Genomic DNA, 26320 nt, shown 5'->3' with positions numbered 1-26320 from the left:
TCTTAGTAGCGGCGAGCGAAAGGGGAACAGCCTGCAAGTGATAGCAGAAGTGTTAGTGGAACAGTCTGGAAAGTCTGGCGATACAGGGTGATAGCCCCGTACACGAAAACACATCTGTGGTACTAAGCTTGCGATAAGTAGGTCGGGACACGTGTTATCTTGACTGAAGATGGGGGGACCATCCTCCAAGGCTAAATACTACCAATTGACCGATAGTGAACCAGTACCGTGAGGGAAAGGCGAAAAGAACCCCTGTGAGGGGAGTGAAATAGATCCTGAAACCGTATGCGTACAAGCAGTAGGAGCAGACTTGTTCTGTGACTGCGTACCTTTTGTATAATGGGTCAGCGACTTAATGTCAGTAGCAAGGTTAACCGTATAGGGGAGCCGTAGGGAAACCGAGTCTTAATAGGGCGAATTAGTTGCTGGCATTAGACCCGAAACCGGGCGATCTATCCATGGCCAGGTTGAAGATGCCGTAACAGGCATTGGAGGACCGAACCCACAAATGTTGAAAAATTTGGGGATGAGTTGTGGATCGGAGTGAAAGGCTAATCAAGCTCGGAGATAGCTGGTTCTCCTCGAAATCTATTTAGGTAGAGCGTCGTGTCTAACCCTAGGGGGTAGAGCACTGTTTGGGCTAGGGGGTCATCCCGACTTACCAACCCCATGCAAACTCCGAATACCTAGGAGTTCAATCACGGCAGACAGACAGCGGGTGCTAACGTCCGTTGTCAAGAGGGAAACAACCCAGACCGCCAGCTAAGGTCCCTAATACACATTAAGTGGGAAACGATGTGGGAAGGCTTAGACAGCTAGGAGGTTGGCTTAGAAGCAGCCACCCTTTAAAGAAAGCGTAATAGCTCACTAGTCGAGTCGGCCTGCGCGGAAGATATAACGGGGCTAAATGTGTAACCGAAGCTGCGGATGCGTGCTTGCACGCATGGTAGAGGAGCGTTCTGTAAGCCTGCGAAGGTGAATCGAGAGGTTTGCTGGAGGTATCAGAAGTGCGAATGCTGACATGAGTAACGACAAGGGGAGTGAAAAACTCCCCCGCCGGAAGACCAAGGTTTCCTGTCCCATGTTAATCAGGACAGGGTTAGTCGGCCCCTAAGGCGAGGCAGAAATGCGTAGTCGATGGAAAACGGGTTAATATTCCCGTACTTGTTATAACTGCGATGGAGGGACGGAGTAGGCTAGGCGATCGCGGCGATGGTTGTCCGCGTTTAAGCTCGTAGGCTGGGGGATTAGGCAAATCCGGTTCCCTAAGGCTGAGAAGCGAATACGAGTCCTCTTTTGGACGAAGTCGTTGATGCCATGCTTCCAAGAAAAGCTTCTAAGCTTCAGGTTATAACAAACCGTACCCCAAACCGACACAGGTGGTCAGGTAGAGAATACCAAGGCGCTTGAGAGAACTCGGGTGAAGGAACTAGGCAAAATGGTACCGTAACTTCGGGAGAAGGTACGCTCCCTTTGGTGATCGGACTTGCTCCGTAAGCTGAGGGGAGTCGAAGTGACCAGGTGGCTGCAACTGTTTATCAAAAACATAGCACTGTGCAAACACGAAAGTGGACGTATACGGTGTGACGCCTGCCCGGTGCCGGAAGGTTAATTGATGGGGTTAGCGCAAGCGAAGCTCTTGATCGAAGCCCCGGTAAACGGCGGCCGTAACTATAACGGTCCTAAGGTAGCGAAATTCCTTGTCGGGTAAGTTCCGACCTGCACGAATGGCGTAATGATGGCCACGCTGTCTCCACCCGAGACTCAGTGAAATTGAATTTGCGGTTAAGATGCCGTATACCCGCGGCTAGACGGAAAGACCCCGTGAACCTTTACTATAGCTTCACAGTGGACTCTGATATTACTTGTGTAGGATAGCTGGGAGGCTTTGAAACTTAGGCGCTAGCTTAGGTGGAGCCAATCTTGAAATACCAGCCTGGTACTGTTGGGGTTCTAACTCTGGACCATTATCTGGTTCGAGGACATTGTGTGGTGGGTAGTTTGACTGGGGCGGTCTCCTCCCAAAGAGTAACGGAGGAGCACGAAGGTGCGCTAAGCATGGTCGGAAATCATGCGGTTAGTGTAATGGCATAAGCGCGCTTGACTGCGAGACTGACAAGTCGAGCAGGTACGAAAGTAGGTCATAGTGATCCGGTGGTTCTGTATGGAAGGGCCATCGCTCAACGGATAAAAGGTACTCCGGGGATAACAGGCTGATACCGCCCAAGAGTTCACATCGACGGCGGTGTTTGGCACCTCGATGTCGGCTCATCACATCCTGGGGCTGAAGCCGGTCCCAAGGGTATGGCTGTTCGCCATTTAAAGTGGTACGCGAGCTGGGTTCAGAACGTCGTGAGACAGTTCGGTCCCTATCTGCCGTGGGCGTTGGAGATTTGAGGAAAGCTGCTTCTAGTACGAGAGGACCGAAGTGGACGAACCTCTGGTGTTCGGGTTGTATCGCCAGATGCATTGCCCGGTAGCTACGTTCGGACGGGATAAGCGCTGAAAGCATCTAAGCGCGAAGCCTCTTCCAAGATTAGATCTCCCTGGGGCCTTGAGCCCCCTAAAGAGCCGTTCAAGACCAGGACGTTGATAGGCAGGGTGTGTAAGTGCTGCGAGGCATTGAGCTAACCTGTACTAATTGCTCGTGAGGCTTGACCATATAATTAAGTGGTCTTGTTGTCACAATGAAGAAACTGCAGCGGATTGTTGCGTGTAGTGAGAGCTACACACATGAGAAAACTTGTTTATATCAGCTTATTTACCACCTTATTTGGATTGAATGACGCAGTACGAAAGTACGTAAGACACCTCATTTAACCAAGCCAGTTTGCCTGGCGACCATAGAGACATGGTACCACCTGATCCCATCCCGAACTCAGAAGTGAAACGTGTCATCGCCGATGGTAGTTTGGGGTTTCCCCATGCGAGAGTAGGTCATCGCCAGGCTTCTAAATAAAACACCCCGTTCAGCTTATGCTGGACGGGGTTTTTTATTTAGGATGCGAGGAGCGTCTCTCACTAAATACCGGGCTCATGCGACGCAGCCTGTACCGCAGGTACAGCGGAGGTGCATGTAGCGAAGCGGAAGCGTCCCAAAGGGATTGCGAGCACTGCTCGCAACACAAAGTAGGTCATCACTACGCGCCAAACTTTATTAAGTGCTGCAACGCTGGTTTTTTAGTCCTTTTTAAAACCCGCAGTACCCGCGGCAGCTAGACGGGAGACGCAAGACGCAAAAGATAAAATCAACACCAAGTCTCCGGTTCCCAGCCTTACGCAATACCCACAAAAAAGCCCCAGCAAGATTTCCTGCTGGGGCTTTTGTTTTTTTAGCGTTCCCACCTGCCAAGGGGCGTATGCTTAAGCTTTCTTGTCATCGCAAATAGTTGTTGAGTTACGTCTCGTCTTGCATTGCGCCACTATCACATACGTTTTCTCTCTGAGCGCCACGTTGATCTTGAGCGGGGCATCGGTCCATTAGGCCATTTTCAAGTGCGGGACTGGTTGCGAAGGGGGCGTGGGTGTCGGTAGGGCCGCCATTGTCAGCGAGTTTATCTAACTCTGGGTTGGTAGAATTCTGGTCATTTGTAAAATTTAGGTTACAGCTGTCGTCATCGGATATATTGCCGCCGAGTGAGTGGATAGCCGAGATAGTATTTTTACAGTTTGCAGGACCTCGTGTGGAGGTGTTGCCAGCAATTATTGTGTTAATTAATTCGACCGGGCGTCCGAAAACTTCACTGCTAATTTCCTGAAATACCCCGCCAGGATCACCTTGATAGGACGTCGCGATATTGAGTCCGCCACCGCCAATGACCGCGTGATTGTTGACTATAGTGGAGTTGATGATGGTGACTGGGCCGCCGCCGCGTGCATCTATTCCGCCGCCTTCACCTTGTGTGCCGCCGTCATAGGTACTGTCTGAACAGCAATCTTCTAGTATGCGATTGTTGCTAATTGTCGAGTTGATGACCAGACCCGCAGCATCAAAGCGAATCCCACCGCCTTCGCTTTCAGCGGTGTTATCACTGATGGTACTTGAATCTATAATCGCGGAGCTACTTGGCGTATTGAAAATGCCGCCGCCATAGCCGCTAGTGTTGCCGCTAATAGTGCATCGCGTAACGGTTAATTGGCCTTGATTGAAGATTCCGCTGGCGGATCCTCCGGTTATGGTTAGGTCGGAAATAGATAAAATTGCGTTTGGCCCAACACCGAATACTCGGTCAATTCCATTGCCATCTAAAATAGTTTTTCGGGCGCCTGCGCCGCGAATGTTGGTGGAACCAAGGATCGATAGCATTCCAGCATCGGAGGTGCCCTCGGCTACAACGGTTGGTATAAGTGGCGGCTCTATAAATTTATAGTGGCCTGGAGGCATAATTATTACGTTAGTGTGGGTGAATGGATTTGTACTCAGCAGTATTGTGGCATTAGATTCCTGAACGGCTGCTCGTAAGCTGCAACCCCCGGTCTCTGTTTCACAGAGGCCATCACCTTGTAATATATCTGGTTCGTCACCCTCGTAATCGACGATAAAGGTGCCTGGTGATGCCGGGCTGAACGGTGGGGAGTTATCCTGACTTTCTTGTGCCGTATTACTTGGGTTTTGATTATTTCCGGGCGAACTTGAGCCTCCGCCGCAAGCACTTTGAAATACCAGTGCAGCTGCAATAAGTAGGCGTGGGACAGTGAATTTTAAAACGCTGCTACAAAAACTATTCATAATTTACTCCAGAAACTTGTCACTCTGATTCGACGGCGCCGATATCACAGGTATTATTTTGGCCGCGAGCTATCCCACGTTGATCAACTGTCGTGCAGGTTTCGATCTTTCCCGCATCTATTGCGGGGCTAGACGGTAATAGTAGATGTGTGTCGGTTGGCCCGCCGTTGTTTGCTAATGGTGCAAGAAAAGGTTCAACGCCCGGTAGGTCTCCCGCCTGATTCAAACCACAGCTGCCGTCGCTGTCTATATTGTTGCCCTGTGACAATATGCGCGAAAGGCCAACCGTCGTTAAGCAATCGGCGCTTTCAACCTCGGCGATATTGTTTGCGATAATTGTATTTTCTAAAATTAAATCAAAGTGTGGAATCTCGGCTGCGCCGGTCACTGGATCCGGCAGGGCGTCAATATATGCAGTGTCGAAATGTACTCCGGCGCCACCTTGGGAGGAGCTGTTAAATACAATTGTCGAATTCCGAATAGTAGTGCCGATACCGCGAATGTCGATACCACCGCCTTGCGAGAAAGCGAACGGAACGCCTGTGCCGGCGGGGAGTGGATCTGCTAAACCCAGTGCCTCATTGTGGCTAATGGTCGAGTTTGTGATTGTTCCTCGGGTATCTATGCGTATGCCGCCAGCTTGACCTTCAGCGATATTATGGCTAACCGTGCTGTCGTTTAGCTCTAGACTGCCGAGTGGGTTAACGAATATACCGCCGCCGCCACTGGATTGATTTTCTGTAATCAAAACCCGCGATAGTTTTAAATGAGCCTGAGAGTATATTCCGCCGCCCATGGTGTTGCCGTAACCGCCGGTGATCGTCAAATCGGTGAATGCTGTGTCAGCGCCGCGATGTATTTCGAATACGCGATCTAGTTGTTGGGCGTCAATTATTGTTTCCCTTGCGCCTGCGCCTTGAATCGTCATTGGCGCCGTTATATTGAGTGACCCGGTTGCTTCGCTTGCGATGATTGGTCTAGCGATAGCGGCATCAAGTCCTAAATCACCTGTAGAAAGTGTATTGGGTATTGATAGCGCGTAGGTGCCTTCCGGTATAACTATGGTGTGGGGATTTCCTTCGGAATTCAGCACACTAGAATTCGCCTCCATGATTGCTGCGCGTAGCGTGCATGCGCCCTGCGCGGTCGCACATATTAGATCTCCGGGGGTCTCATCGACTTCGTCATCTGGGCTGTTAACTCTGAGGGCGTGTTCAGGTAGGTTTGTTATGTTCGCTGTTGTTTCCGGCAATTCAGCTTTACTGGCTGATCCACCACAAGCGGTCAGGCTGAGTATAGAAACCAAAATTGCTAGCTTCCGCTTGGTCAGGACATTTCGCGTTATACGCATAATTCACTCCTTATATTTTTATTTTTAACTGTATTTCTAAGCGTAGTGACCCCCAAAAGCAGGCCGCACCGTTCTATTTTCTATTAGGTATATGTCGTGGAACTCCTTTGTTGGCGCCCTAGTTATTTAATACGTTGTTGGTATGACGCAATTCACCATTCGTCATTATTGAGTCCGAGAATGGCATCGCGACTAATACTCAGTGTCACCATGTGGTGATTTAGTTAAATGTAACCACGTGGTGACATTTGTGTCAATCTACGCTAGTCTCGATTTCAGTTGTTTTTAATTTCGGGCGTGAATGTGAGTGGTAAAATCGAAACTACAGCTAAGAAACTAGGGGTTGGGAAGGGGAATCCGTCCGTGTCTAAAGTGGGTGGCGGCCGAGATCGACTGTTGAAAGCAGCGTTACGTCTAGGCGCTAGGCAGCGGTCGATTGCAAATCTCGGCTTGAGGGAGCTGGCGCGGGAAGCCGGCATGCACCACACGGCAATATATCGCCACTTTAAATCGATAGATGAAGTTGCTGTTGCTTTAGTCGAACCGCTGTCTGAGCAATTGCGAGTTGACCTTCGCTTTGCCCGACGAAGTGCGAATAGAGATGCCAAAGATATGATTAGGGCGTCGACACTACGCTATTTTGACTATGTCCGAGAGCATCCGCTTGGTGTAATTTTTTGTGCTAGGGAGATTCATGGCGGTCTGCCTTGCCTTCGTGAGGCATTGCAGAAAATGCTAGATGAATTTGCCGCCGATAGTGCAGAAGATTTGTGCTTGCTTGGCTTAGATAAATTGTTACCTGACTATGAAATGCTCTTAACTTTGACGCGTTTGATTGCGCAGCACACGCTTTTTGCGGCGCTCGATTATTTGGAGCAGAAAGAAAATAGTGACGTAATTGTTGAGCGAACTGTCATATTTGTGGAGTGTTTAATTGCGGGTGCTATTGCTCGTAATCGCAGTACTTGAAGAGTTTTGGGAATCCGATTAGCAGATTAAAATAATTATAAGGATAGAGAGTGAGTGATTTTCGTGCGCAACAAATTGCTATTGTCGAAACGTATTTAGATGCGGGTTTATTGCAGCATAAGCCAGAGAATGTATTGTTCGCTGAGAACTGTACCCGCTGGGAGATGGGTTATGCCACAGGCAGCGGAGCGGCCCAATTGCGCGAGTTGTTAAAAGATCCCGCGTATGAGGGCAATGAGGCGATTGAGAATAGACGCTGGCTGGTAGAGGGCGATGAGGTCGATTGTTTTTATGATTTAAGAATAGCTGGTTTGCCCGAGTCGCTGAAAATAGCCACGCGGTTCACCATTGAGAATAAGTTGATTAGCCGCATTGAAATTTATGTGTGTGCTGGGGAGATTCAACAGATTATTATGGATCAAATAAAATTGTTGAGTGAGAACTTGTAGCTACTGACGGACTGCCAATGCAGGCCGTTGCGATGTTTGGAAATCCGGGACTTTGCGTCTTATTTAACCTGCTGCTTGGCGAGCTTTCGAGCTAGTGTCCTTCTGTGCATTCCCAGCCGCCTAGCGGTTTCAGAAATATTAAAGCCGGTCTCTGCTAGCGTTTCGTGAATGCGCTCCCACTCGAGGGTTTTTATCGAGGTAGCGCGGCCGCGAATTTCAACGGCAACATTGCCTTCTGCGTTATTGAATGCGGCTTCGATATCGTCTGTGTTGGAGGGCTTGGCAAGATAATGACAGGCGCCGAGTTTTACTGCTTCTACCGCTGTGGCGATGCTTGCGTAGCCGGTGAGCACCACAATTAGCATGTCGGGGTCGTGTTTGTGCAAGGCCTGCACGCAGGCTAGGCCAGATGCTTCGCCATCTAATTTGAGGTCCACCACCGCGTAACCGGGGGAGTGACTCTCTAATAAAATAAGTGCGCCGTTGAGACTGCTGGTGCTGATTACTGCGTAGCCTCGGCGCTCGAAGGAGCGACCCAAGGTTCGTGCGAAGGCGGCATCGTCTTCAATGAGCAATAACGTCGGTGCGCTGTCGTCGTTGTTTGCATCGGCGGTGCTGGATTCCTTTGTCATGTGCTTAAACCTCCTTAAGACGGAGTGCGTCGAGTGGTAGGCGCAGGCTAATTTCGGCGCCGCCTTTGTGACGATTTCGGGCGCGCACTTGGCCCCCTAAAATTCGCGCCACATTGAATACAAGGAATAATCCCAGACCGCTGCCTGGTCGGCCCTTGGTGGATTGATACGGTTGGCCGAGGCGGTCGAATACCTCCTTGGCGAAGCCGGGACCGCGGTCAATAACTCGTATTAGTAAGTTGTCGTCTTTGCGTGATACGTTCAGGCCTACCCATTCCGGTGATGCTTCTAGGGCGTTATCGAGCAGATTGCAGATCGTCTGTTTTAATACCGTGTCTGAAGCAATATCTAGATCTTCGCCAAATTGATTGTCAAAGCTGAATTCACGTACTTTACGGGTGCTTCGCCACTCGTCGAGCAGCTCGTCGAAAAACGCACAAACGCTGGTTTCACCGGAAGATTCACCACGAGTTTCCCCCGCCGACATAAGAATACCGCTAACGATGGTTTTACAGCGCTTAACCTGAGTTTGCATCTCGGTGATTTCTTCGCGCAGATCCGGGTCGTCGTTAAGCGTGGGCATATGCCGCCAATCGCCCAAAATGACGGCAATGGTTGCCAGTGGCGTACCAAGTTCATGGGCGGCACCGGAGGCCAGTAAGCCCATACGCAGAATATGTTCTTCTTCTGCGGCACGCTGGCGCAATTCCGCGAGGCGGGCATCGTGTTCCCGATGAGTGCGGTTAATACGATTGATGAAAATGACTAGCAGGGCAGCGCTGAGTGCCAGACATATCAACATACCTTCAATGTAATAACTGCGGATGCCGAGGTGATAATCTTGAGGAAGGTCGATGGGACGTCCGGCTTCGGCCAGCCAAAGAAAACACAGGGTGGCGACGCCCATAAGTACCCAGGCGTAGACTTGGGTCAGAAGTACCGCGGCCAAGCCAATCTGGAGTAAATAAAGAAATACGAAGGGATTGGTTGCGCCGCCGCTGAGGAGAAGCTGGAAGGTCAGTGTGCCCATGTCTACCAGTAGGCCCATAAACAATTCTGCCGTTCCGACTCGGCGCCGCATCCGTAAACTTAACTCATTAAAAGCATTGAAGGCGACAAGTCCGGCTAACACGCTTAGCATTGGCTGCAGCGGCAGCTCAACGCCAAAGCCGTAATGAGTAACAAGTATGGTGAGTAATTGGCCAAGCACTGCCATCCAGCGCAACTGCACCAACTGGCGCATATGTTTGCCGAGGGTGTCGGTATCGTCGGATTCAGTTTGTCTTAGCAGCTGGTTTACGGCAGCAAGCGCTCTGGTGTCGGTCATGATTGTGTTTCTCCCCAGGCTTAATTTAGCTCAGGCGCTTTAGTGCTCGGTTTGTTGTGCGCGCAAGCCAGTATACGCATGACGGGCTGAGTGCGCAGCTACGCTCAATCTGTCGCGCGGCGAACTTCCCGAAACACGACAAAACCAGCAATCAGCACTGAAAGGGCGAGGCTGTACCAAGTGATTGCGTACACTAGATGCGTATTATTAAAGCTAATGACGGTGAGTCCGCCGACCGGAGTGTTGGCGCTTCGACTGTCGCCGCTCTGGGTTTGCGACGGATTAGCATCGGCGTCTACAAAATAAGGCGCGGCGCTGATACCGAGGCTGTCAGCAATTGCCTTTACATCCCGTGAATACCAGCGGCCGGTAGTTGCGCTGTTTTCACGCAGCACACTGCCCTTTGGCTCGTTAAGCCGGAGCAGGCCGGTGAGGCTTGTGTCGGTCTGCGGTGGCGCCTGTGGCGTGACACCTTGGCCGATATAGCCGCGATTGACTAATACGATGCTGCCATCGTGGCGCTGAAATGGCGTGAGTACCCAATAGCCGCTGCCAAGCTCGGTGGCGGCAACCACCAGGGTGTCTTTGTTTTGCAGAAATTGGCCGCGTAATTCGACGTGGCGGTATTCGTCGTCGGCCTTATTAACCGAAGGCCAGTCGCGAATGCCTGGCGCTGCTACAGCGGGTGCGTGAACGCGGATTTCGACTTTTTCGATTAAGTCTAACTTCCACAATCGGCGTTCTAATTGCCAATTGCCGAGAGCGATAAAGCCGATAAAGAGGAGCAGGCCGCATAGGCTGATTATCGATAAGCTAACTATGCGGCGCATGGGCACGGTTTAACTGCCGCCCGACATCATCGAGGGCATCATATTCACATTCATGTGGTGCATCACCCACAGCGAACCGGCCAAGGTAATGAATAATAAAATCACCGTAAAGATGAGCGAGAGCATGGTCCAGCCACCTTCAGACTGAAAATTCATGTGCAGAAAATAAACCATGTGCACCAGAATTTGCACTAGGGCAAAGGCGAGAATGATCAGCACGGTGGTGTTGCGTGAGCTAAACACATCCCCCATTACTAGCCAAAAGGGGATGGCGGTAAGAAACACCGAGGCCATAAAGCCCAGCATATAACCGCTGAAGCTGCTGTGCGGGCCTTCTTCTTCGTGATGGTCGTGATGCTCATCGTGGTTGTGTGAAAGCTCGCTCATGACAGTGACCCCATCAAATAAACAATAGTGAATACGCCGATCCAGACAACATCAAGAAAGTGCCAGAACATAGACAGGCAGAATAAACGGCGGCGGTTTGCGGTGGTTAAGCCGTGCTTGCGGAGTTGGAAAAGCAAGGTAACTAACCAAATTATGCCAATGCACACGTGCAAACCGTGGGTGCCGACAAGGGTGAAAAAGGCCGACAAGAACGCACTGCGCTGGGGACCAGCACCTTGGTGTAAAAGGTGGTAGAACTCATAGAGTTCTAAGCCGAGAAAGCCTGCGCCGAATACGCCGGTAATGGCCAGCCAAATCATGGTGCCTTTGAGTTTGCGCTGCTGCATCTGCAGCATGGCAAAGCCGTAGGTGATCGACGAAAACAGCAGAAAACTGGTGTTTAAGGCGACCAGCGGTAGATCAAATAAATCTGCGCCCGATGGCCCACCCGCATAGTTTTGGCTCAATACGCCATAGGTGGCAAACAGCGCGGCAAAGATGAGGCAGTCGCTCATCAAATACAACCAGAAGCCCAGCAGCGTGCCGTTGGCGACGTGATGCTCTCCCTTAACGAGGAAGTCGAATTGGCCCGGCTCTGCGGCCGGCATAGCAGTAGAGTGAGACATCTTAGGCAGCTACCTCGGTACGTTGGGCTTCGACTAACGCGACCTCTTCAGCCGGTATGTAGTAGTCGCGCTTGTAATTAAAAGTGTGCGCAATAATGGCGATCATTAGCGCCGCAAACGTCAGGCCGCCGATCAACCACATATGCCAAACCATCGCGAAACCGAATACTGCGCTGAGGCCTGAGATCACCATGCCGGCAGCGGTGTTTTTTGGCATGTGGATGGGCATAAAGCCATCAGTTGCGCGTTTAAAGCCATTGCTCTTCATATGCCACCAGGCGTCAAGATCGTATACCCGTGGGGTAAAGGCGAAGTTGTATTTTGGCGGTGGTGAGGAGGTTGACCACTCTAGGGTGCGGCCACCCCACGGATCGCCAGTTTCGTCGCGCAGCGAGTCGCGACGCTTGTAGCTCACATACAGCTGAACCAAGAAGGCGATGATACCTGCGCCGATTAACACCGCGCCACCTAGGGCGATCTGGAACCAAATCTGCAGCGATGGATCGTCGAAATGGCTCATACGGCGGGTGACGCCCATAAAGCCCAACATGTACAGCGGCATAAAGGCGAGGTAGAAACCAATAAACCAGCACCAGAACGAGACCTTGCCCCAGAAGGGTTCCAGCTTGTACCCGGTAACTTTGGGATACCAGAAGGTAATCGCCGCGAAGGTGCCGAACACCACGCCACCGATAATGACGTTGTGGAAGTGAGCAATCAAAAACAGGCTGTTGTGCAGCACAAAGTCAGCAGGTGGCACAGCCAGTAACACGCCGGTCATGCCGCCAATTACGAAGGTGATCATAAAGCCGATGGTCCACAGCATGGGGACTTCAAACTGAATGCGACCACGGTACATGGTGAACAACCAGTTGAAGATTTTCGCGCCAGTGGGAATAGAAATAATCATGGTGGTGATACCAAAGAAGCTATTCACCGTTGCGCCAGATCCCATGGTAAAGAAATGGTGCAGCCACACGAGGTAAGACAGAATGGTGATGACCAAAGTCGCGTAGACCATGGACGAGTAACCGAATAGGCGCTTACCACTGTAGGTAGAGACGATCTCTGAGAACACACCAAAGATCGGTAGAATCAGGATGTAAACCTCTGGGTGACCCCAGATCCAAATCAGGTTTACGTACATCATGGCGTTGCCGCCAAGATCGTTGGTGAAAAAGTTCATGTCCAAATAGCGGTCTAAGGACAGTAGGGTCATTACCGCTGTTAAAACGGGGAAAGCCGCCACAATTAAAATGTTAGTACACAGCGCGGTCCAGGTGAAAATCGGCATTTTCATCATGTTCATGCCGGGCGCGCGCATTTTGACAATGGTCACGACAAAGTTGATGCCGGACAGCAAGGTGCCGACCCCGGCAATCTGTAGGGACCAAATATAGTAATCCACCCCGACCCCGGGACTTTGCAGTATTCCGGTTAATGGCGGGTAGGCCAGCCAGCCGGATTTGGCGAATTCACCGATAAACAGTGAGATCATGATGAGCGCCGCACCGGCACTGGTCATCCAGAAGCTGAGGTTGTTTAAGAATGGGAAGGCTACGTCACGCGCGCCGATCTGCAGGGGCACAATGTAGTTCATTAAGCCAACAACAAAGGGCATGGCCACAAAGAAAATCATGATCACGCCGTGGGCGGTAAATATTTGGTCGTAGTGATCTGGCGGCAGGTAGCCGGTAGCTTCACCAAAGGCCATGGCTTGGTGAATCCGCATCATGATGGCGTCGGCAAAGCCGCGCAGTAGCATGATTAAACCCAGAATCATATACATCACGCCGATGCGTTTATGATCGATGCTGGTAAACCACTCCTTCCACAAATAGCCCCACACCTTGTAGTAGGTGAGCGCGCCAAGCAAGGCTATACCACCGAGGGCAGCGACCACAAAGGTCGCGACCAAAATTGGATCGTGAAATGGGATGGAATCAAGGCTTAAGCGCCCAAATATAAGAGTACTTAGATCAGACATGAGAGTTACCGGCGCCCTGACGCGCTAAAAGTGAATGGGACGGACGCATTGCGACCACGGTAATTGCACAAAAATAGCTAGTGGGCATGGTGACCCTCGTCATGTGTTTTGGCTGTTGAATTTGCAGAGCTTGGCGCGGCGACTTCACTTTTGTGGCTGCCGTGGTGCTTCATCATGTCTTTCATGCACAGGGTGCCAGGCTCAACGCAGCGGTTGAGAATGGCGTCGTAAAGATCGGGCGCCACTTCGCGATAGTATTGCACGGGGTTGTACTCGCTAGGCTCAGCGAGTTCGGTGTATACGCTGCGGCTGAGAACGTCGCCGTCGGTTTTGACCTTGCTGACCCACTTGTCAAACTCGGTCTCGGGCATGCCTAGGAATTTAAAACGCATGCCGTTAAAGCCCGCACCAGAGTAATTGGCAGAGAAACCGTCGTAGCTACCGGCTTCATTGATGACCGCGTGCAGCTGGGTTTCCATGCCGCCCATGGCGTAGATTTGTCCCGCCAAGGCCGGAATATAAAAGGAGTTCATCATGGTGGTAGCAGTGATTTTGAACTTTATTGGCCGGTCCACAGGGGCCGCCAATTGATTCACCACCGCGATACCTTGCTCGGGGTAAAAGAACAGCCATTTCCAGTCCATCGCGACCACTTCGACAATTAGCGGCTCAACACCCTCGGGAACGGGGCGACCTTCGTCAATTCGATCAAGAGGGCGGTAGGGGTCGAGCTGGTGGGTGCTCACCCAGGTTAGTGCGCCCAAGGCGATAATAATGGCCAGCGGTGCAGCCCAGATGACCAGCTCCAAGTTGGTGGAGTGGTCCCAGTCTGGCGTGTAGGTGGCCTCTTTATTGGATGCCCGATAGCGCCAGGCAAATAGCAGGGTCAGCACAATGACCGGAACCACGACGATCAACATAAGAATCGTCGCCCATACAATTAGCTTGGCCTGTTGCGCCGCAATATCGCCCGACGGCGACATAACCACGGTGTCACAGCCAGACAGCAGGGCCATTCCGATAGCGGAAACGAATATAGTGCGCAAAGTTTTAGAAATCGACATCGCCACTCGCAAGTCCAGATGTTAATAAGAGGACGCAGACTTTAAGCGAATTGGGCTTGGGAAAGAATTGGACAATTTGTCCTATGGCTGGCGTGGGGGAAACGGAGTAGTCTTTCAATAATTCATAAAACCTACGGATGAGCGCCGCACCATGGCCAGTACTACAAACTCTTCTCTCGCAGCTGATATGCAGACTCCAGCGGGTCACTCGCCAGTCGCCCCCGGCGAAATTGCCATTGGCGTGGTTATCGGCCGCGCCTCAGAACATTTTGACTTTTTTGTGTTTGGCATGGCCTGCGTATTGGTGTTTCCAAGCGTATTTTTCCCCTTCGCCAGTACCTTAGAGGGCATGTTATACGGCTTTGCCATTTTCTCCATGGCCTTTGTGGCGAGACCCTTCGGTACCGCGCTGTTTATGAATATACAGCGTCGCTGGGGTCGTAGCGTTAAGTTAAGCAGCTCGCTGTTTTTATTGGGCACCGCAACCGCTGGCATAGCTTTTTTGCCGGGGTATAACTCGATTGGTGGCGCCTCAATATTCTTCCTCGCTATGTTCCGCATTTTACAGGGCTTTGCGCTTGGCGGCTCGTGGGATGGACTGCCGTCGCTATTGGTGCTCAATGCGCCGCGAGCCAAACGCAGCTGGTATGCCATGATCGGTCAGCTCGGTGCCCCAATTGGCTTTCTTGTTGCCAATTTATTATTTTACTACCTGATTCGTAGTGTTAGTGCTGAAGACTTCCAGGCCTGGGCATGGCGTTACCCTTTCTTTGTGGCCTTTGCGATTAATGTGGTCGCACTGTTTGCGCGGCTGCGCTTGGTGCTTACCGAAGAGTATACCGCTGCATTGGAAGAGAGCGAACTGGAGCCTATTAGTACTAGCGAAATGCTGGAAAAGCAGGGGCCAAATATTTTCTTGGGTGCTTTTGCCGCACTCGCTAGCTATGCTTTGTTTCATATTGTGACCATCTTTCCGCTGTCGTGGATCGCTTTGGGTGAGTCGCAATTAATTGGCAATGTATTAATTGTTCAGGTGTTCGGTGCTTGCATTGGTATCATTGCAACCGTTGCCTCCGGTGTTATTGCTGATCGTATTGGCAAACGCACCACCGTGTCATTGATGGCGGTGCTTATTGGCATTTTTGCATTGTTTACACCAATGCTGATGAGTGGCACTCCAGTAATGCAAGACACCTTTATATTGCTTGGATTTGCACTGCTCGGTGTCTCTTACGGCCAAGCTTCGGGCACCTTAACCGCCAATTTTGAGCGGCGCTTCCGCTACGCTGGTGCGGCATTAACTTCAGATTTTGCATGGCTGTTTGGCGCTGCGTTTGCGCCGTTAATTGCCCTTGGCCTATCAGTGCATTTTGGGCTGATGGCAGTGAGTTTGTATTTGATCTCCGGCGCACTCTGTACCTTGTTGGCACTGCGAATCAGCAAGCATTTGGAAGCGGCAGACTAGGTTTTCGCTAATTCGAAGAGCCATCGCTGTATTAAAGGCCCCTTATGTTGAATGCAATATAAGGGGCTTTTGTTTATTTCTCTCCTTTCCCCGAAGTAGATAGCAAAAACGTTTCTCATATAAGAATAATTAAGCCGATAATTTCAGTTTGCTATAGCGCTTACCCTCGATTGGAAAGCGCTCTGTAAATCATTATTCGATAGTGGATGCTAGTGAATGCTTTTGGCAATGCTGTCATCGCTTTATCGCGTGTGAATATGCCGACATTAAAATTATGATGTGTGCGAGGTCGAGGGACGAGCTTATATTGACTTGAATTAATAGACGAACAGGCAGCGGCTGGCGCATCAGCGAGTGATGCCAATCTATACTTCCACGAACAGGAGTTTATTGAGTAAGAAGCCAGTAAGAAAAATGGTGGGCCTTCCCAGACTTGAACTGGGGACCTGCCGATTATGAGTCGGATGCTCTAACCAACTGAGCTAAAGGCCCATTTTTCTTGTGCTGAGTGCTGTTGGTGTGGGCTAAATCGTGAATTTAGTTACGCCAATCAGTTCAGCTGCGGTGGTTTGATTACGCGCCTTGGCGTGTACACCGGAAAAACAGCGCGCATTATAATGCTGGTGAGGCCAGTTGGCCAGCGCTTCCTTAATCCCTTGTTTGTCGGAAGTCATTGAGGTGCCATGCTATTTTTGTGCTTAAGTGCTGTTTAAGTGCAATAATCTAGTGGACATGGTCTGGTAGAAGGAAATGACTTTGGACGACAAAGAGCGGATTTTTAAGGCGTATCTTGATGATAAGCGTCAGTCGCTACAGGCGCCGCTGGCGTCGGTGGCTGCGTATACCGAGTCCCTGCTGGAATTACCGGCGATTGCGGGTGACGGCGCGCTGCTGGCTGATGCCCAGCGCATTGCTCGTGCGGCGGCTGAAATACTTGATGTGCTGCAGGTGGTTTCGACCCTCAGTGTGACGTCGCAAACCGAGATTTCCCGTCTGCGCCACGACTTGCGCAATGCTATTGGCTTGGTCGATGGTTATAGCGAGATGTTGATGGAGGATTGCGATGCGGCCGAAGCGCAAGCATTTCTCAGCCAAATTCGGCACCAGTCGCGGCTGTTTCAAGAGCGCTTAGACGGCTTTTCGTTGCAGGCCACTGAATCTGCAAAAGCGGATCCCATTGCCGCGATGTTTCAGAGTTTTAAGCGGGGCATTATTCGCGATGATAAAGATCATCTCACCGGCAGTATTTTGGTGGTGGATGACAACGACAGCAGCCGAGATTTATTGGCCCATCAGTTGCAGCGCCAAGATCATATGGTAATTGAGGCCGCGAGCGGCGAGCGCTGCCTAGAGGTGATGCGCAGTGCCAATCCAGACTTGGTACTGCTCGATTTGGTGATGCCGGATATGAACGGCTATGAAGTGCTGCAGGTGATTCGCAGTGATGAAGCTTTGCGTCGCATTCCGGTAATTGTCGTTAGTGGTATGCAGGATGAAGAGGGCGCGGTGCGGTGTATAGACGCGGGTGCAAGTGATTACTTACTTAAGCCGGTGAATGCAACCTTGTTGCGGGCGCGAATTGGCGCGCTATTGGAGGCCAAGCGCTGGCAAGATCGCGAGCGGGAGTATTTGGCTGAGCTGGAAAAGAGTCAGCGCTTTATTCGCAAGGTTTTTGGTCGCTATTTGTCAGATGAAATCGTACAGCGACTGCTAGACGATAATAATGGCTTGAGCATGGGGGGCGAGCGTCGCACCGTCACCATACTCATGGCGGATATTCGGGGCTTTTCGGCGATTAGCGAGCAGTTAGCACCGGAGCAGTGCGTGCAGCTGCTGAACAATTACCTTGGGGTGATGACTGAAATTATTCAGCGTTATCGTGGCACGGTTGATGAGTTTGTTGGTGATGGAATTCTGGCGATTTTTGGTGCGCCGGTGAGCGATAAAGATGACTGCGACCGCGCATTGGCCTGCGCGCTAGCGATGCAATTGGCGATTAAAGAAGTGAATGCCCGCAACCGTGCCGATAACTTGCCCGAAATTGCGATTGGTATTGGTTTGAATACCGGCGATGTGGTGGCTGGAAATATCGGATCGGAGCTGCGCTCCAAATACGGCGTGGTTGGTCACAATGTGAATCTTACTGGCCGAATAGAGTCTTGTACTGTGGGCGGGCAAATATTAGCCTCACCCGCGACCGTGGCGGCAGCGTCGGTGGAAGTATTGACCGGCAAAGGCGTTGCGGTGGATTTAAAAGGCATGGTCGAGCCGCTCGAATTAGCTGAAATACTCGGGGTGGGCTTACCCTATGACTTGCTGCTGGAATCTGTTCAATGCCAGTGGCAGGCGGTGCAGCCGCCGATTGCGTTGAAATTGAGTTTGATGGCAGCCAAGCAAGTTGCCGACCAGGGCTTGACCGGCTTGCTAGTGGCGGTGGCGGGTGAGCAGCTGCGTTTGCAGAGCACAGAACCATTGGCCTTGTTAGCAGATGTACGGGTGGAAGGTTTGACTGAAAGTTGTTACGCCAAAATTACTGATAAACAAGACGATATCTATACGCTAACCGTGACCTCGGCCACGGTTGCTCTGCGCGATGAGCTTAGTAAATTGCCGACACTTACATCTTGAGCGAGAAATTGATGCCAAAAGTATTACTGGTTGAAGACAATGAAATGAATCGCGATATGCTGAGTCGACGATTACAGCGCAAGGGCTACCAAGTGTTGCTGGCCATAGATGGTCAGCAAGGCATTGACCTGTGCCGAGCAGAAATGCCTGACTTGCTACTATTGGATATGAGCTTGCCCGTGAAGGACGGTTGGCAAGTGGCAAGTGAAATGAAGGCCGATAGCGGGCTTAGTCATATTCCCATTATTGCCCTGACTGCTCATGCTATGGCTGATGACCGGCAGCGCGCATTGCAGGCGGGCTGTGACGATTACGATACCAAACCGGTTGATCTGCCGCGTCTCCTGTCAAAAATTGAACGCTTGCTAGGACGCGTGGAATGAGTTTCACCCGTCGGCTGACTTTATCATTTGTCGCTATTTTAATGCTATCTCTGGGTAGTGTGCTTATTCAGGTTTGGGGCAACGACTCGCGGCGACGTAATGTCTGGTTGTTGCAGCATGTTATTCGCACCCAGTCTGAACTCAATGATTTCAGTCAGCGAATGTACAGTACCCACCGTAAAATTTTGGTCGTTGATGCCTTGTCGGAGTCAGGGGTCGAAAACCGTATTACCGCCGCAGAACGGCAGGAGTTACTTAGCACCATCGATGCTTTATTGGCGCTCGAGGGCGAGCTGAACGATGATTTGCAAGAGTATCTCGAAGAGGGGCGTTATCAGTATTTGGAAGCGCAATTAATGTTGCGCCGCTGGCGTGATTTTCTCGAACGTGGCAGTGAGTTAGATACAGAGAGCCTGCAGCGTGAATATGAGGCGCTAAGCGGCAGAATTAGCGCCAATGAATGGTATTTATTGACTCGTTCAGATGAAATTAACGTCGGCTTGCGTAATGTCGTGAGCAAGACGAACAAGGTTGCGTTGGGAGTGTTTTTGTTGGCACTGCTAACGACCTTCATTCTGGGTTATTACATGACCCGCTATACCCGCCGCTCTATTCGGCAATTACAGAAGGGTACTGCTGAGTGGGGTAGTGGCAATTTTGACTACAGCATTGGCGATATGGGCTACGATGAGTTTGGCCAGCTCGCCAAGTCCTTTGATGACATGGCCTCTAATTTGCGTGAAGCGATGGCGCGGGTTCGCGATGCCAGTCGTCGAGCGGATGCGGCCAATCAGGCCAAAAGTGGCTTTATGGCGAATATGAGTCATGAATTGCGCACACCGATGAATGCCATTATTGGCTACTCTGAAATGCTGCTTGAGGATATTGAAGACGAGCCTGAAATGCCGGTCGAGCGCCTGCGCCCGGATTTAGCGAAGATCCAGCTTGCCGGTAAACATCTGCTCACCCTGATTAATGATGTCTTGGATATCTCGAAAATTGAATCTGGGCGCATGGCGGTCTATTGGGAAGATGTTGCGTTAGAGGAAGTGTTACGTGACGTTGAAGTGACGATGGCGCCACTAATGGCCAAGAATGGCAACACCTTGCACTGTCATTTTGAACTCCAGAGTGAATTGATACGAACCGATGTAACGCGCTTGCGCCAAATACTTTTAAACCTGCTCAGTAATGCGGCTAAGTTTACGCGGCAGGGAGATGTCCACCTCTCAGTGTTGGAAAAGTCGGTGAGTGGTCGCTCCTACCTTGTTGCAGAGGTCCGTGACAATGGTATTGGTATGACTGAGGAGCAACTGGGGCGGGTGTTTGACGCCTTTGTACAGGCTGATTTGTCGACTACCAAACAGTACGGTGGCTCCGGTTTGGGTTTGACGATATCCCGCAAATTTGCCGAATTATTAGGGGGATCGATTACCGCTGAAAGTCAGCAAGGTAAGGGCTCGCGATTTGAGCTGGTACTGCCGTTAGATGCTCAAGAACTTGGTTTAAGCACGGAGTTTGACGGCGCTAGTATTGGCGATGTGCTGGTTATAGATGACGACCCAGCAGCATTGGAGTTAAGTGCGCGAACACTGGTCAAGGCTGGGTATAAGGTGCATCTGGCTAATTCGGGTGTTGAGGGCATGCGTATGGCAAGGTCCCAGCGTCCAGACGTCATTATTCTCGATGTGATGATGCCTGGTATGGATGGCTGGCAAGTGTTGCACAATTTGCGCAGTGATCAGGCACTGTTTGATGTGCCGGTATTAATGCTATCGATGCTCAATGAGCGTGACTTGAGCTTGTTGCTGGGCGCAAATGAATACTTAGTGAAGCCGGTAGATAGTGCAACATTAACAGCCGTTGTTCACGAGTTACTGCCAGCTACCGCGGTCGGCAATTTATTATTGCTTGAACAAGGCGACGCGTTAGCTAAAGCTATCGCGCTATTGCCCGGCGCGGAATATTGGGAAATTTATCACTGTGTGGAGGTCGCCAAGGCGAAGGCCTTGCTGGAGGATCTGCCGTGGCAGCTGATCATCGTAGGGCCGCACAGCGATACGGATGCGGTAAACGATTTCTTAGCGTTTTTGCGTAAAGATTATGGCCGCAAGGTACCGATTATGCTGGCCCAGACGGAGTCCGATATTCAGAGCCTGTGTGATCAGTTGGGCGCGTATTTAAATCGCAGTTAAATGGTGTAAGCCCTTACTGCAGGCTCAGTTGACGCAGTTTTGCCAGTGCGCGCTGCAAGGCTAGGGTTTCATTATGGAGCTGTTGCTGCTTCGCTTCGGCTGCTTGTCGGCTTTGGCTTTCTAGGTTCAGGCGCAGTGTGTTTTCTAAATTAAGCTGTAAGCTAATACGCAACATTTGAAGGCTGTTATCGCCTTGTGGCTTGCGCAGTGCGCGTTGATAAAGCTCGTCGAGGCTACTCGTAGCCGCCGCAATGTCTTGGTTTTGCAGGTGTAGTAAACACAGCCCCGCAAGTGCTTGCTGGCTTACGCGCTCGCTACCCGTGTTGAGAGCCGCTTGGAAACTTGTTGCCGCTGCTTGGTATTGCTTATTTTCCAAATGCTGCAGTGCCGTTTGTATCTCGATAGGTTCTGGAGTACGAGGCGTAGGCGGGGTTTGGCAGGCGCTAATAACAAAAGTGCAGAGCAGGGTAAGGCAGGAAAGGCGTAAAGGCATTAATCTGTAGTCCGTGTGCTTTGTTTTTAAATCACTCGGTGTCGAGTTTGCGGCCGAGGCGCTGCCTCGGCCACAACAGACTTACTCGTCGAGGAAGCTGCGCAGGTGATCTGAGCGGGTTGGGTGCCGCAATTTGCGCAGTGCCTTAGCTTCAATTTGACGAATTCGCTCGCGGGTAACGTCAAACTGCTTACCAACCTCTTCAAGAGTGTGGTCGGTATTCATATCAATACCAAAGCGCATTCTCAGTACTTTTGCTTCGCGAGCGGTTAGGCCAGCCAGTACGTCTTTAGTCGCTTCGCGAAGACCTTCGCCGGTCGCTGATTCGATTGGTGAAGAGATTGTGCCGTCTTCAATGAAATCACCTAAGTGCGAATCTTCGTCATCGCCAATTGGGGTTTCCATTGAGATTGGCTCTTTGGCAATCTTCAGTACTTTACGAACCTTGTCTTCTGGCATTTCCATGCGCTCGCCAAGCTCTTCTGGCGTTGGCTCACGGCCCATCTCCTGAAGCATCTGCCGCGAGATACGGTTGAGCTTGTTGATGGTTTCGATCATGTGCACAGGAATACGAATAGTCCGCGCTTGGTCGGCAATAGAGCGGGTGATCGCCTGACGAATCCACCAAGTTGCATAGGTAGAGAATTTGTAACCACGACGGTATTCAAACTTGTCTACCGCTTTCATCAGGCCGATGTTGCCTTCCTGAATCAAATCGAGGAATTGCAGGCCGCGGTTGGTGTATTTTTTAGCAATCGAAATAACCAGACGCAGGTTGGCCTCAACCATTTCTTTCTTGGCGCGGCGGGCGCGCGCTTCGCCGATAGAAACCCGGCGGTTAATTTCTTTGATGTCGGAGATGGTCAGGTCTTGACGCTCTTCGATATGGGCAATCTTATTCTGGAGACGGCGAATAACATCGCTGTAGTCGGCCAGTTTAGGGTGCTTTTTAAGCAGCTCATCGCCCCATTTGAGGTTGGCTTCATTACCCTGAAAGCTGCGAATAAACTCTTTGCGATCGATACCGACATTCTTCACGCAAACGGTCATGATTTCCCGTTCCATTGAGCGAATAGAGCTCAATGTAGTGCGTACTTCTTCAATGAGGGGGTCGAACATGGCAGGGGTAAGTTTGAAATACTTAAAGATCTCGCCCAGTTCGTTTAGTTCTTTTGCGGTTTGCTTGCTGTAGCGGCCATGTTCGGCAATAGACGCTTCTACTCTGTCAGATTGCTCTTGCAGCGCGGCAAAGCGAATACGGGCTTCTTCTGGATCTGGGCCAGATACGGCTTCGTCTTCGTCTTCGGCGTCAGCGGTAGTGTTGTTTGCCTCGGCGGCTTCAGCGGCAGCAGCAGCCTGCTGCTGAGGTGATTGCACATTTTCAGCGGGGTTCAAGTAGCCGCTCATAATGTCGCCCAAACGGCGCTCTTCGGTGGCTACTTTGTCGTACTGGGCCAAAATGCCGGTGACAACGCCGGGGTAGTAGGCCAGCGCGGCCATCACTTCCCGTATGCCTTCCTCAATGCGCTTGGCGATAACAATTTCGCCTTCGCGGGTCAGCAGCTCAACCGTACCCATTTCACGCATATACATGCGCACGGGATCGGTGGTGCGACCAGTTTCGGTTTCAACGGCGGCCAGCGCTGCGGCTGCTTCGGCAGCGGCAATATCATCTGGCGAATCGCCGCCAGCCATGATCAGGGTATCTTCATCAGGTGCGTGTTCAAACACCTGGATACCCATGTCATTGATCATTTGAATGATTTCTTCGACCTGATCCGGATCAGAAATGTCTTCCGGCAGGTGGTCGTTGACCTCAGAGTACGTTAGATAACCCTGCTCCTTGCCTTTGGCAATGAGTTGCTTGAGTCGCGATTGATGCTTAGAGTCACTCATTCTTTCAAATTACTCGCTAGGTGCAGGTGAAAAATTAGCCGCAAATTATACTCTATTTACACCCTATACGACCAGTAAATTCCGGCTGTGTTCAGGGATTGGCCAAAGTATTAGCGCTGATGTTTGTGCTTGAGTAGCTGTTGAATGGCCAAGAGCTGTTGTTTGAGGTCGTCACTCAGTTCAGCGTAGCCGTCACTGACAGCTTTGTCGAGTTGGCCGTGTTCTCGCAATTGTTCAACTTGTTGGCGCAAATGTTGTTGCGATTTTTGGGTGTCGAGGTGGCTGAGAGTGTCTAAAAAGGCGAGTTGGGCCTTTTCATCGTCTAGCTCGGGGCCGAGTAAGGCGATGGTTTTTAGAGCCTCAATTAAAATGTCGTACTCAGCTTGGCCATACCAGTGGCCCAGTAGCATGGCGGTGCTAGAGCCGGGACGTTTGTTGAGTAATTTTAGAATATCGCTGAGTAGATTTGCGGCCGCGGAGGTCTCGTCTGCGCCGAGTGCGAGGTGCTGATTTGCCGCGCCGCGGGGGTTGAAGAGTACCATTGCAAGGGCAAATAGCATTGGGTCGCGGCTAGTACTGGGTAAGTTGGCGACTAGTTTTTTGGTGCTACGGGTGCTCGGCGCCACCGGGGGGCGACTGCTGGTTTCTGGCGTCGGAGAGGCGGGTTTCGTGTCATCCAGTAGCTGATCGAGCGCGTGCCGACTAAGGCCGGTGCGCTCCGCCAGCGAGTCCAGCATCAGCTGGCGAAAAACCCCGGGCGGCAGCAATTGCAGCATGGGTAGGGCCAGTTTGCTCAGGCGCGCCTTGCCTTCGAGGGTGCTGGGGTCGGTTTGGCTGTGGAATGACTCAAAAAAATAGCGCTCCAGCGGTTGCGCTTGGGCGAGGAGTTTTTGGAAGCCTGCCGCGCCATCGCGGTTCACGACGCTGTCTGGATCGTCGCCTTCGGGTAAAAACAAAAAGCGGATGCGGCGACCGTCTTCCATGGTGGGGAGGGCATTTTCAAGGGCGCGCTCGGCGGCTTTGCGACCCGCTGCATCGCCGTCAAAACAAAAAATCAGTTCGCTGGCATAGCGAAACGCGGTGCGCAAATGCTCGGTATTGCTGGCGGTGCCGAGGGTGGCAATGCCGGTCATGATGCCGTGCTGAGCTAGGGCCACCACGTCCATATAGCCTTCTACTACCAGCAGTTGTTCTAAGTGGCGATTGTTTTGACGGGCTTGGTAAAGGCCGTAAAGTTCTTTGCCTTTGTGGAAGATGTCAGTCTCGGGCGAGTTCAGGTATTTGGGTTTGTCGTCGCCTAGTACGCGGCCGCCAAAGGCGATAACCCGACCGCGATTATCGCGAATCGGGAACATGATGCGGTCGCGAAAACGGTCGTAGAGTTTGCCGTCTTCCTTCTCAATGAGCATGCCGCCGTCAATGAGTTGCTGGCGGTGCTCGTCATTGTCGCCGAGGGTTTTGAGTAAATTGTCCCAGCCGGGGGGGGCGAAGCCGATGTCAAAATCCCGAGCTATGCGTCCGCTCAGGCCGCGCTGTTTTAAATAATCGACAGCGCGCTGGGCTTGGGGGTGTTCACGTAATTGCTTTTGGTAGTAGCTGGCCACTTTTTCCATTAGGTCGTAAATGGTTTTGCGGCGCTCTTGTTTTATTTGCTGCTGGGGGCTGATCTCTTCGCGGGGCACTTCAAGGCCGGCGAGGCTGGAAAGATTATCGACCGCACCAGGAAAATCCTGACGGTCGTAGTCCATAATAAAGCCAATGGCATTGCCGCCTGCGCCGCAGCCAAAGCAGTAATAGAACTGTTTGTCAGGGTTTACGCTGAACGAGGGGGTTTTTTCGTCGTGAAAAGGGCAGCGCGCGCTGTAATTCTTGCCGGTTTTCTTGAGCGCAACACGGCGGTTGATAACGTCAACAATGTCGACTCGAGATAGTAACTCGTCGATAAAAGATTGCGGAATGCGTCCTTTTGCGGCCACGTCAGCGTATCCAAAAGCGAAGGTAGAAGTGCGTAGTTATTAAGGCTACGCAGGACAATAATTCACTATAGCGTAAAATTTCCAGCGCTACTGAAGCTGCGATTTAACCTTTTGGCTGACCATGCCCATATCCGCGCGGCCTTGAACCTGCGGTTTGAGAATGGCAACGACTTGCCCCATGTTTTTAATGGAGTCGGCGCCAGTGCTGGCAATGGCAGCGTTAATCAGTGCGTCGAGTTCCGCGTCGCTCAGTGGCGTGGGCAGAAAAGACTGAATAACGTCCATTTCGAAGCGTTCTTGATCGGCAAGATCGACACGACCAGCACTGTCGTACTGGCTGATCGAGTCGCGGCGTTGCTTTAGCATTTTGTCGAGCACGGCAAGAACCCGTGCATCATCAACGTCAATGCGTTCGTCAACTTCAATGCGCTTAATGTCGGCGAGAATGAGCCGCACAGCAGAGAGTCGCGCTTTATCTTTTGCTCGCATCGCGGTTTTCATCGCGTCACTAAGCGTTTGCTTCAGCGTTTGGTCTGCCATAATGCGCAGAGACTCCCTGTTAAGAGGATTGGATCTTTAGCGGGCAAAGCCCTACTAGACGTAGGTCTTAGTAGAGGCGTTGCTGCTTTTTAGTGTCACGAGACACTTTCTTCGCGTGGCGCTTTACTGCAGCTGCTGCTTGACGCTTGCGTACAGAAGTGGGCTTTTCATAGAATTCGCGACGGCGAACCTCGGCTAAAACGCCGGCTTTTTCGCAAGAGCGCTTGAAACGGCGCAGGGCGATATCAAATGGTTCGTTTTCTTTGAGTTTGACTGAAGGCATCCGTTAAACCTGTCCTGATTTTTTTGCAAGAATTTGCTGTCTATACCGCATTAATTAAAAGCGGCACTCCAAGGGCGCTGAATTCTATACTCAGTTGCCGCAAAAAGCAA

General features: G+C 51.3%; 21 protein-coding genes, 1 tRNA gene and 2 rRNA genes (1 of these 24 running past the window's edge). 8 read left to right on the top strand and 16 right to left on the bottom strand.

Annotated features, from left to right (window positions below; all coding sequences use genetic code 11):
- Together AZF00_RS13855 and rrf are read left to right on the top strand one after the other, a co-directional pair.
- Window positions 1-2662, top strand: a 23S ribosomal RNA gene (locus AZF00_RS13855) (it extends 238 nt beyond the left edge of the window).
- 171 nt (window positions 2663-2833) lie between these two features.
- Window positions 2834-2949, top strand: a 5S ribosomal RNA gene (gene rrf / locus AZF00_RS13850).
- 448 nt (window positions 2950-3397) lie between these two features.
- Here rrf and AZF00_RS13845 read toward each other — a convergent pair.
- The gene (locus AZF00_RS13845; RefSeq protein WP_008248400.1) at window positions 3398-4729 is read right to left on the bottom strand and encodes a choice-of-anchor Q domain-containing protein; all 1332 of its coding nucleotides are present in this window, start codon (window positions 4727-4729) and stop codon (window positions 3398-3400) included.
- Window positions 4730-4748: 19 nt separating this feature from the next.
- Window positions 4749-6080 carry a choice-of-anchor Q domain-containing protein gene (locus AZF00_RS13840; protein ID WP_008248401.1) on the bottom strand — a complete coding sequence of 444 codons (1332 nt, stop codon included), beginning with the start codon at window positions 6078-6080 and terminating at the stop codon, window positions 4749-4751.
- Between the two features lie 363 nt (window positions 6081-6443).
- On the opposite strand from AZF00_RS13840, the gene AZF00_RS13835 reads away from it, so the two are divergent.
- Window positions 6444-7049: a TetR family transcriptional regulator gene (locus AZF00_RS13835; RefSeq protein ID WP_008248402.1), complete on the top strand. Its 606-nt coding sequence runs from the start codon at window positions 6444-6446 to the stop codon at window positions 7047-7049.
- A 50-nt stretch (window positions 7050-7099) separates the two neighbouring features.
- Window positions 7100-7498, top strand: coding sequence for a DUF8021 domain-containing protein (locus AZF00_RS13830; protein WP_008248403.1), 399 nt, complete (start codon window positions 7100-7102; stop codon window positions 7496-7498).
- Between the two features lie 59 nt (window positions 7499-7557).
- Here AZF00_RS13830 and AZF00_RS13825 read toward each other — a convergent pair whose 3' ends face one another.
- From AZF00_RS13825 to cyoA, 7 genes are all read right to left on the bottom strand, one after another.
- Window positions 7558-8130 carry a response regulator transcription factor gene (locus tag AZF00_RS13825; RefSeq protein WP_008248404.1) on the bottom strand — a complete coding sequence of 191 codons (573 nt, stop codon included), beginning with the start codon at window positions 8128-8130 and terminating at the stop codon, window positions 7558-7560.
- A gap of 4 nt (window positions 8131-8134) precedes the next feature.
- Window positions 8135-9457 carry an ATP-binding protein gene (locus tag AZF00_RS13820; protein ID WP_008248405.1) on the bottom strand — a complete coding sequence of 441 codons (1323 nt, stop codon included), beginning with the start codon at window positions 9455-9457 and terminating at the stop codon, window positions 8135-8137.
- Between the two features lie 104 nt (window positions 9458-9561).
- The gene (locus AZF00_RS13815) at window positions 9562-10287 is read right to left on the bottom strand and encodes an SURF1 family protein (protein WP_040803044.1); all 726 of its coding nucleotides are present in this window, start codon (window positions 10285-10287) and stop codon (window positions 9562-9564) included.
- Window positions 10288-10296: 9 nt separating this feature from the next.
- A complete protein-coding gene (cyoD, locus tag AZF00_RS13810) occupies window positions 10297-10674 on the bottom strand; it encodes a cytochrome o ubiquinol oxidase subunit IV (RefSeq protein WP_062384085.1) in 378 nt (125 codons plus the stop codon).
- On the bottom strand, window positions 10671-11300 hold the full coding sequence (gene cyoC, locus AZF00_RS13805) for a cytochrome o ubiquinol oxidase subunit III (RefSeq protein WP_062384082.1): 630 nt from the start codon (window positions 11298-11300) through the stop codon (window positions 10671-10673). Before cyoC ends, cyoD begins: the two co-directional genes overlap by 4 nt.
- Window position 11301: 1 nt before the next feature.
- A complete protein-coding gene (cyoB, locus tag AZF00_RS13800) occupies window positions 11302-13287 on the bottom strand; it encodes a cytochrome o ubiquinol oxidase subunit I (protein ID WP_062384079.1) in 1986 nt (661 codons plus the stop codon).
- A 77-nt stretch (window positions 13288-13364) separates the two neighbouring features.
- Window positions 13365-14351, bottom strand: coding sequence for a ubiquinol oxidase subunit II (gene cyoA / locus AZF00_RS13795; protein ID WP_062384077.1), 987 nt, complete (start codon window positions 14349-14351; stop codon window positions 13365-13367).
- Window positions 14352-14502: 151 nt separating this feature from the next.
- On the opposite strand from cyoA, the gene AZF00_RS13790 reads away from it, so the two are divergent.
- On the top strand, window positions 14503-15816 hold the full coding sequence (locus AZF00_RS13790; protein ID WP_062384074.1) for an MFS transporter: 1314 nt from the start codon (window positions 14503-14505) through the stop codon (window positions 15814-15816).
- Window positions 15817-16231: 415 nt separating this feature from the next.
- Here the strand turns inward: AZF00_RS13790 and AZF00_RS13785 are convergent.
- A tRNA-Ile gene (locus AZF00_RS13785) sits at window positions 16232-16308 on the bottom strand.
- Window positions 16309-16340: 32 nt separating this feature from the next.
- Window positions 16341-16490, bottom strand: a complete 150-nt coding sequence (locus AZF00_RS19360) for a hypothetical protein (RefSeq protein WP_156474867.1) — start codon at window positions 16488-16490, stop codon at window positions 16341-16343.
- A gap of 76 nt (window positions 16491-16566) precedes the next feature.
- On the opposite strand from AZF00_RS19360, the gene AZF00_RS13780 reads away from it, so the two are divergent.
- The 3 genes from AZF00_RS13780 to AZF00_RS13770 are packed head-to-tail and all read left to right on the top strand — an operon-like array spanning window position 16567 to window position 21022.
- Entirely contained in the window at window positions 16567-18444 is a 1878-nt protein-coding gene (locus AZF00_RS13780) for an adenylate/guanylate cyclase domain-containing protein (RefSeq protein WP_062384071.1), read from the top strand.
- Between the two features lie 11 nt (window positions 18445-18455).
- Window positions 18456-18827, top strand: a complete 372-nt coding sequence (locus AZF00_RS13775) for a response regulator (protein WP_008248423.1) — start codon at window positions 18456-18458, stop codon at window positions 18825-18827.
- Window positions 18824-21022, top strand: a complete 2199-nt coding sequence (locus AZF00_RS13770) for an ATP-binding response regulator (RefSeq protein ID WP_062384068.1) — start codon at window positions 18824-18826, stop codon at window positions 21020-21022. Before AZF00_RS13775 ends, AZF00_RS13770 begins: the two co-directional genes overlap by 4 nt.
- A gap of 13 nt (window positions 21023-21035) precedes the next feature.
- Here the strand turns inward: AZF00_RS13770 and AZF00_RS13765 are convergent, their stop codons facing one another.
- From AZF00_RS13765 to rpsU, 5 genes are all read right to left on the bottom strand, one after another.
- On the bottom strand, window positions 21036-21515 hold the full coding sequence (locus AZF00_RS13765) for a hypothetical protein (protein WP_062384066.1): 480 nt from the start codon (window positions 21513-21515) through the stop codon (window positions 21036-21038).
- 81 nt (window positions 21516-21596) lie between these two features.
- Window positions 21597-23411, bottom strand: a complete 1815-nt coding sequence (gene rpoD / locus AZF00_RS13760) for an RNA polymerase sigma factor RpoD (protein WP_008248427.1) — start codon at window positions 23409-23411, stop codon at window positions 21597-21599.
- A 110-nt stretch (window positions 23412-23521) separates the two neighbouring features.
- Complete coding sequence (gene dnaG, locus AZF00_RS13755) at window positions 23522-25387, bottom strand: DNA primase (RefSeq protein WP_062384064.1); 1866 nt, start codon at window positions 25385-25387, stop codon at window positions 23522-23524.
- Between the two features lie 87 nt (window positions 25388-25474).
- A complete protein-coding gene (locus AZF00_RS13750; RefSeq protein ID WP_062384061.1) occupies window positions 25475-25927 on the bottom strand; it encodes a GatB/YqeY domain-containing protein in 453 nt (150 codons plus the stop codon).
- A gap of 67 nt (window positions 25928-25994) precedes the next feature.
- Entirely contained in the window at window positions 25995-26210 is a 216-nt protein-coding gene (rpsU, locus tag AZF00_RS13745; protein ID WP_008248432.1) for a 30S ribosomal protein S21, read from the bottom strand.
- Window positions 26211-26320 lie beyond the last annotated feature (110 nt).

The sequence above is a fragment of the Zhongshania aliphaticivorans genome (genome assembly GCF_001586255.1).
Classification (GTDB): Bacteria; Pseudomonadota; Gammaproteobacteria; order Pseudomonadales; family Spongiibacteraceae; genus Spongiibacter; species Spongiibacter aliphaticivorans.
Note: the sequence above shows the minus strand (reverse complement) of the source record. Positions and strands in the feature narration are given on the sequence as shown.

Excerpts from the sequence above, each read along its gene's own strand:
- AZF00_RS13845 (WP_008248400.1), bottom strand. The coding sequence starts at position 4,729 with ATGAATAGTTTTTGTAGCAGCGTTTTAAAATTCACTGTCCCACGCCTA.
- AZF00_RS13770 (WP_062384068.1), top strand. The coding sequence starts at position 18,824 with ATGAGTTTCACCCGTCGGCTGACTTTATCATTTGTCGCTATTTTAATG.
- cyoA (WP_062384077.1), bottom strand. The coding sequence starts at position 14,351 with ATGTCGATTTCTAAAACTTTGCGCACTATATTCGTTTCCGCTATCGGA.
- AZF00_RS19360 (WP_156474867.1), bottom strand. The coding sequence starts at position 16,490 with ATGACTTCCGACAAACAAGGGATTAAGGAAGCGCTGGCCAACTGGCCT.
- AZF00_RS13790 (WP_062384074.1), top strand. The coding sequence starts at position 14,503 with ATGGCCAGTACTACAAACTCTTCTCTCGCAGCTGATATGCAGACTCCA.
- cyoD (WP_062384085.1), bottom strand. The coding sequence starts at position 10,674 with ATGAGCGAGCTTTCACACAACCACGATGAGCATCACGACCATCACGAA.
- AZF00_RS13820 (WP_008248405.1), bottom strand. The coding sequence starts at position 9,457 with ATGACCGACACCAGAGCGCTTGCTGCCGTAAACCAGCTGCTAAGACAA.
- AZF00_RS13780 (WP_062384071.1), top strand. The coding sequence starts at position 16,567 with ATGACTTTGGACGACAAAGAGCGGATTTTTAAGGCGTATCTTGATGAT.
- AZF00_RS13825 (WP_008248404.1), bottom strand. The coding sequence starts at position 8,130 with ATGACAAAGGAATCCAGCACCGCCGATGCAAACAACGACGACAGCGCA.
- AZF00_RS13815 (WP_040803044.1), bottom strand. The coding sequence starts at position 10,287 with ATGCGCCGCATAGTTAGCTTATCGATAATCAGCCTATGCGGCCTGCTC.
- AZF00_RS13840 (WP_008248401.1), bottom strand. The coding sequence starts at position 6,080 with ATGCGTATAACGCGAAATGTCCTGACCAAGCGGAAGCTAGCAATTTTG.
- cyoB (WP_062384079.1), bottom strand. The coding sequence starts at position 13,287 with ATGTCTGATCTAAGTACTCTTATATTTGGGCGCTTAAGCCTTGATTCC.
- AZF00_RS13775 (WP_008248423.1), top strand. The coding sequence starts at position 18,456 with ATGCCAAAAGTATTACTGGTTGAAGACAATGAAATGAATCGCGATATG.
- AZF00_RS13765 (WP_062384066.1), bottom strand. The coding sequence starts at position 21,515 with ATGCCTTTACGCCTTTCCTGCCTTACCCTGCTCTGCACTTTTGTTATT.
- rpoD (WP_008248427.1), bottom strand. The coding sequence starts at position 23,411 with ATGAGTGACTCTAAGCATCAATCGCGACTCAAGCAACTCATTGCCAAA.
- AZF00_RS13750 (WP_062384061.1), bottom strand. The coding sequence starts at position 25,927 with ATGGCAGACCAAACGCTGAAGCAAACGCTTAGTGACGCGATGAAAACC.
- cyoC (WP_062384082.1), bottom strand. The coding sequence starts at position 11,300 with ATGTCTCACTCTACTGCTATGCCGGCCGCAGAGCCGGGCCAATTCGAC.
- rpsU (WP_008248432.1), bottom strand. The coding sequence starts at position 26,210 with ATGCCTTCAGTCAAACTCAAAGAAAACGAACCATTTGATATCGCCCTG.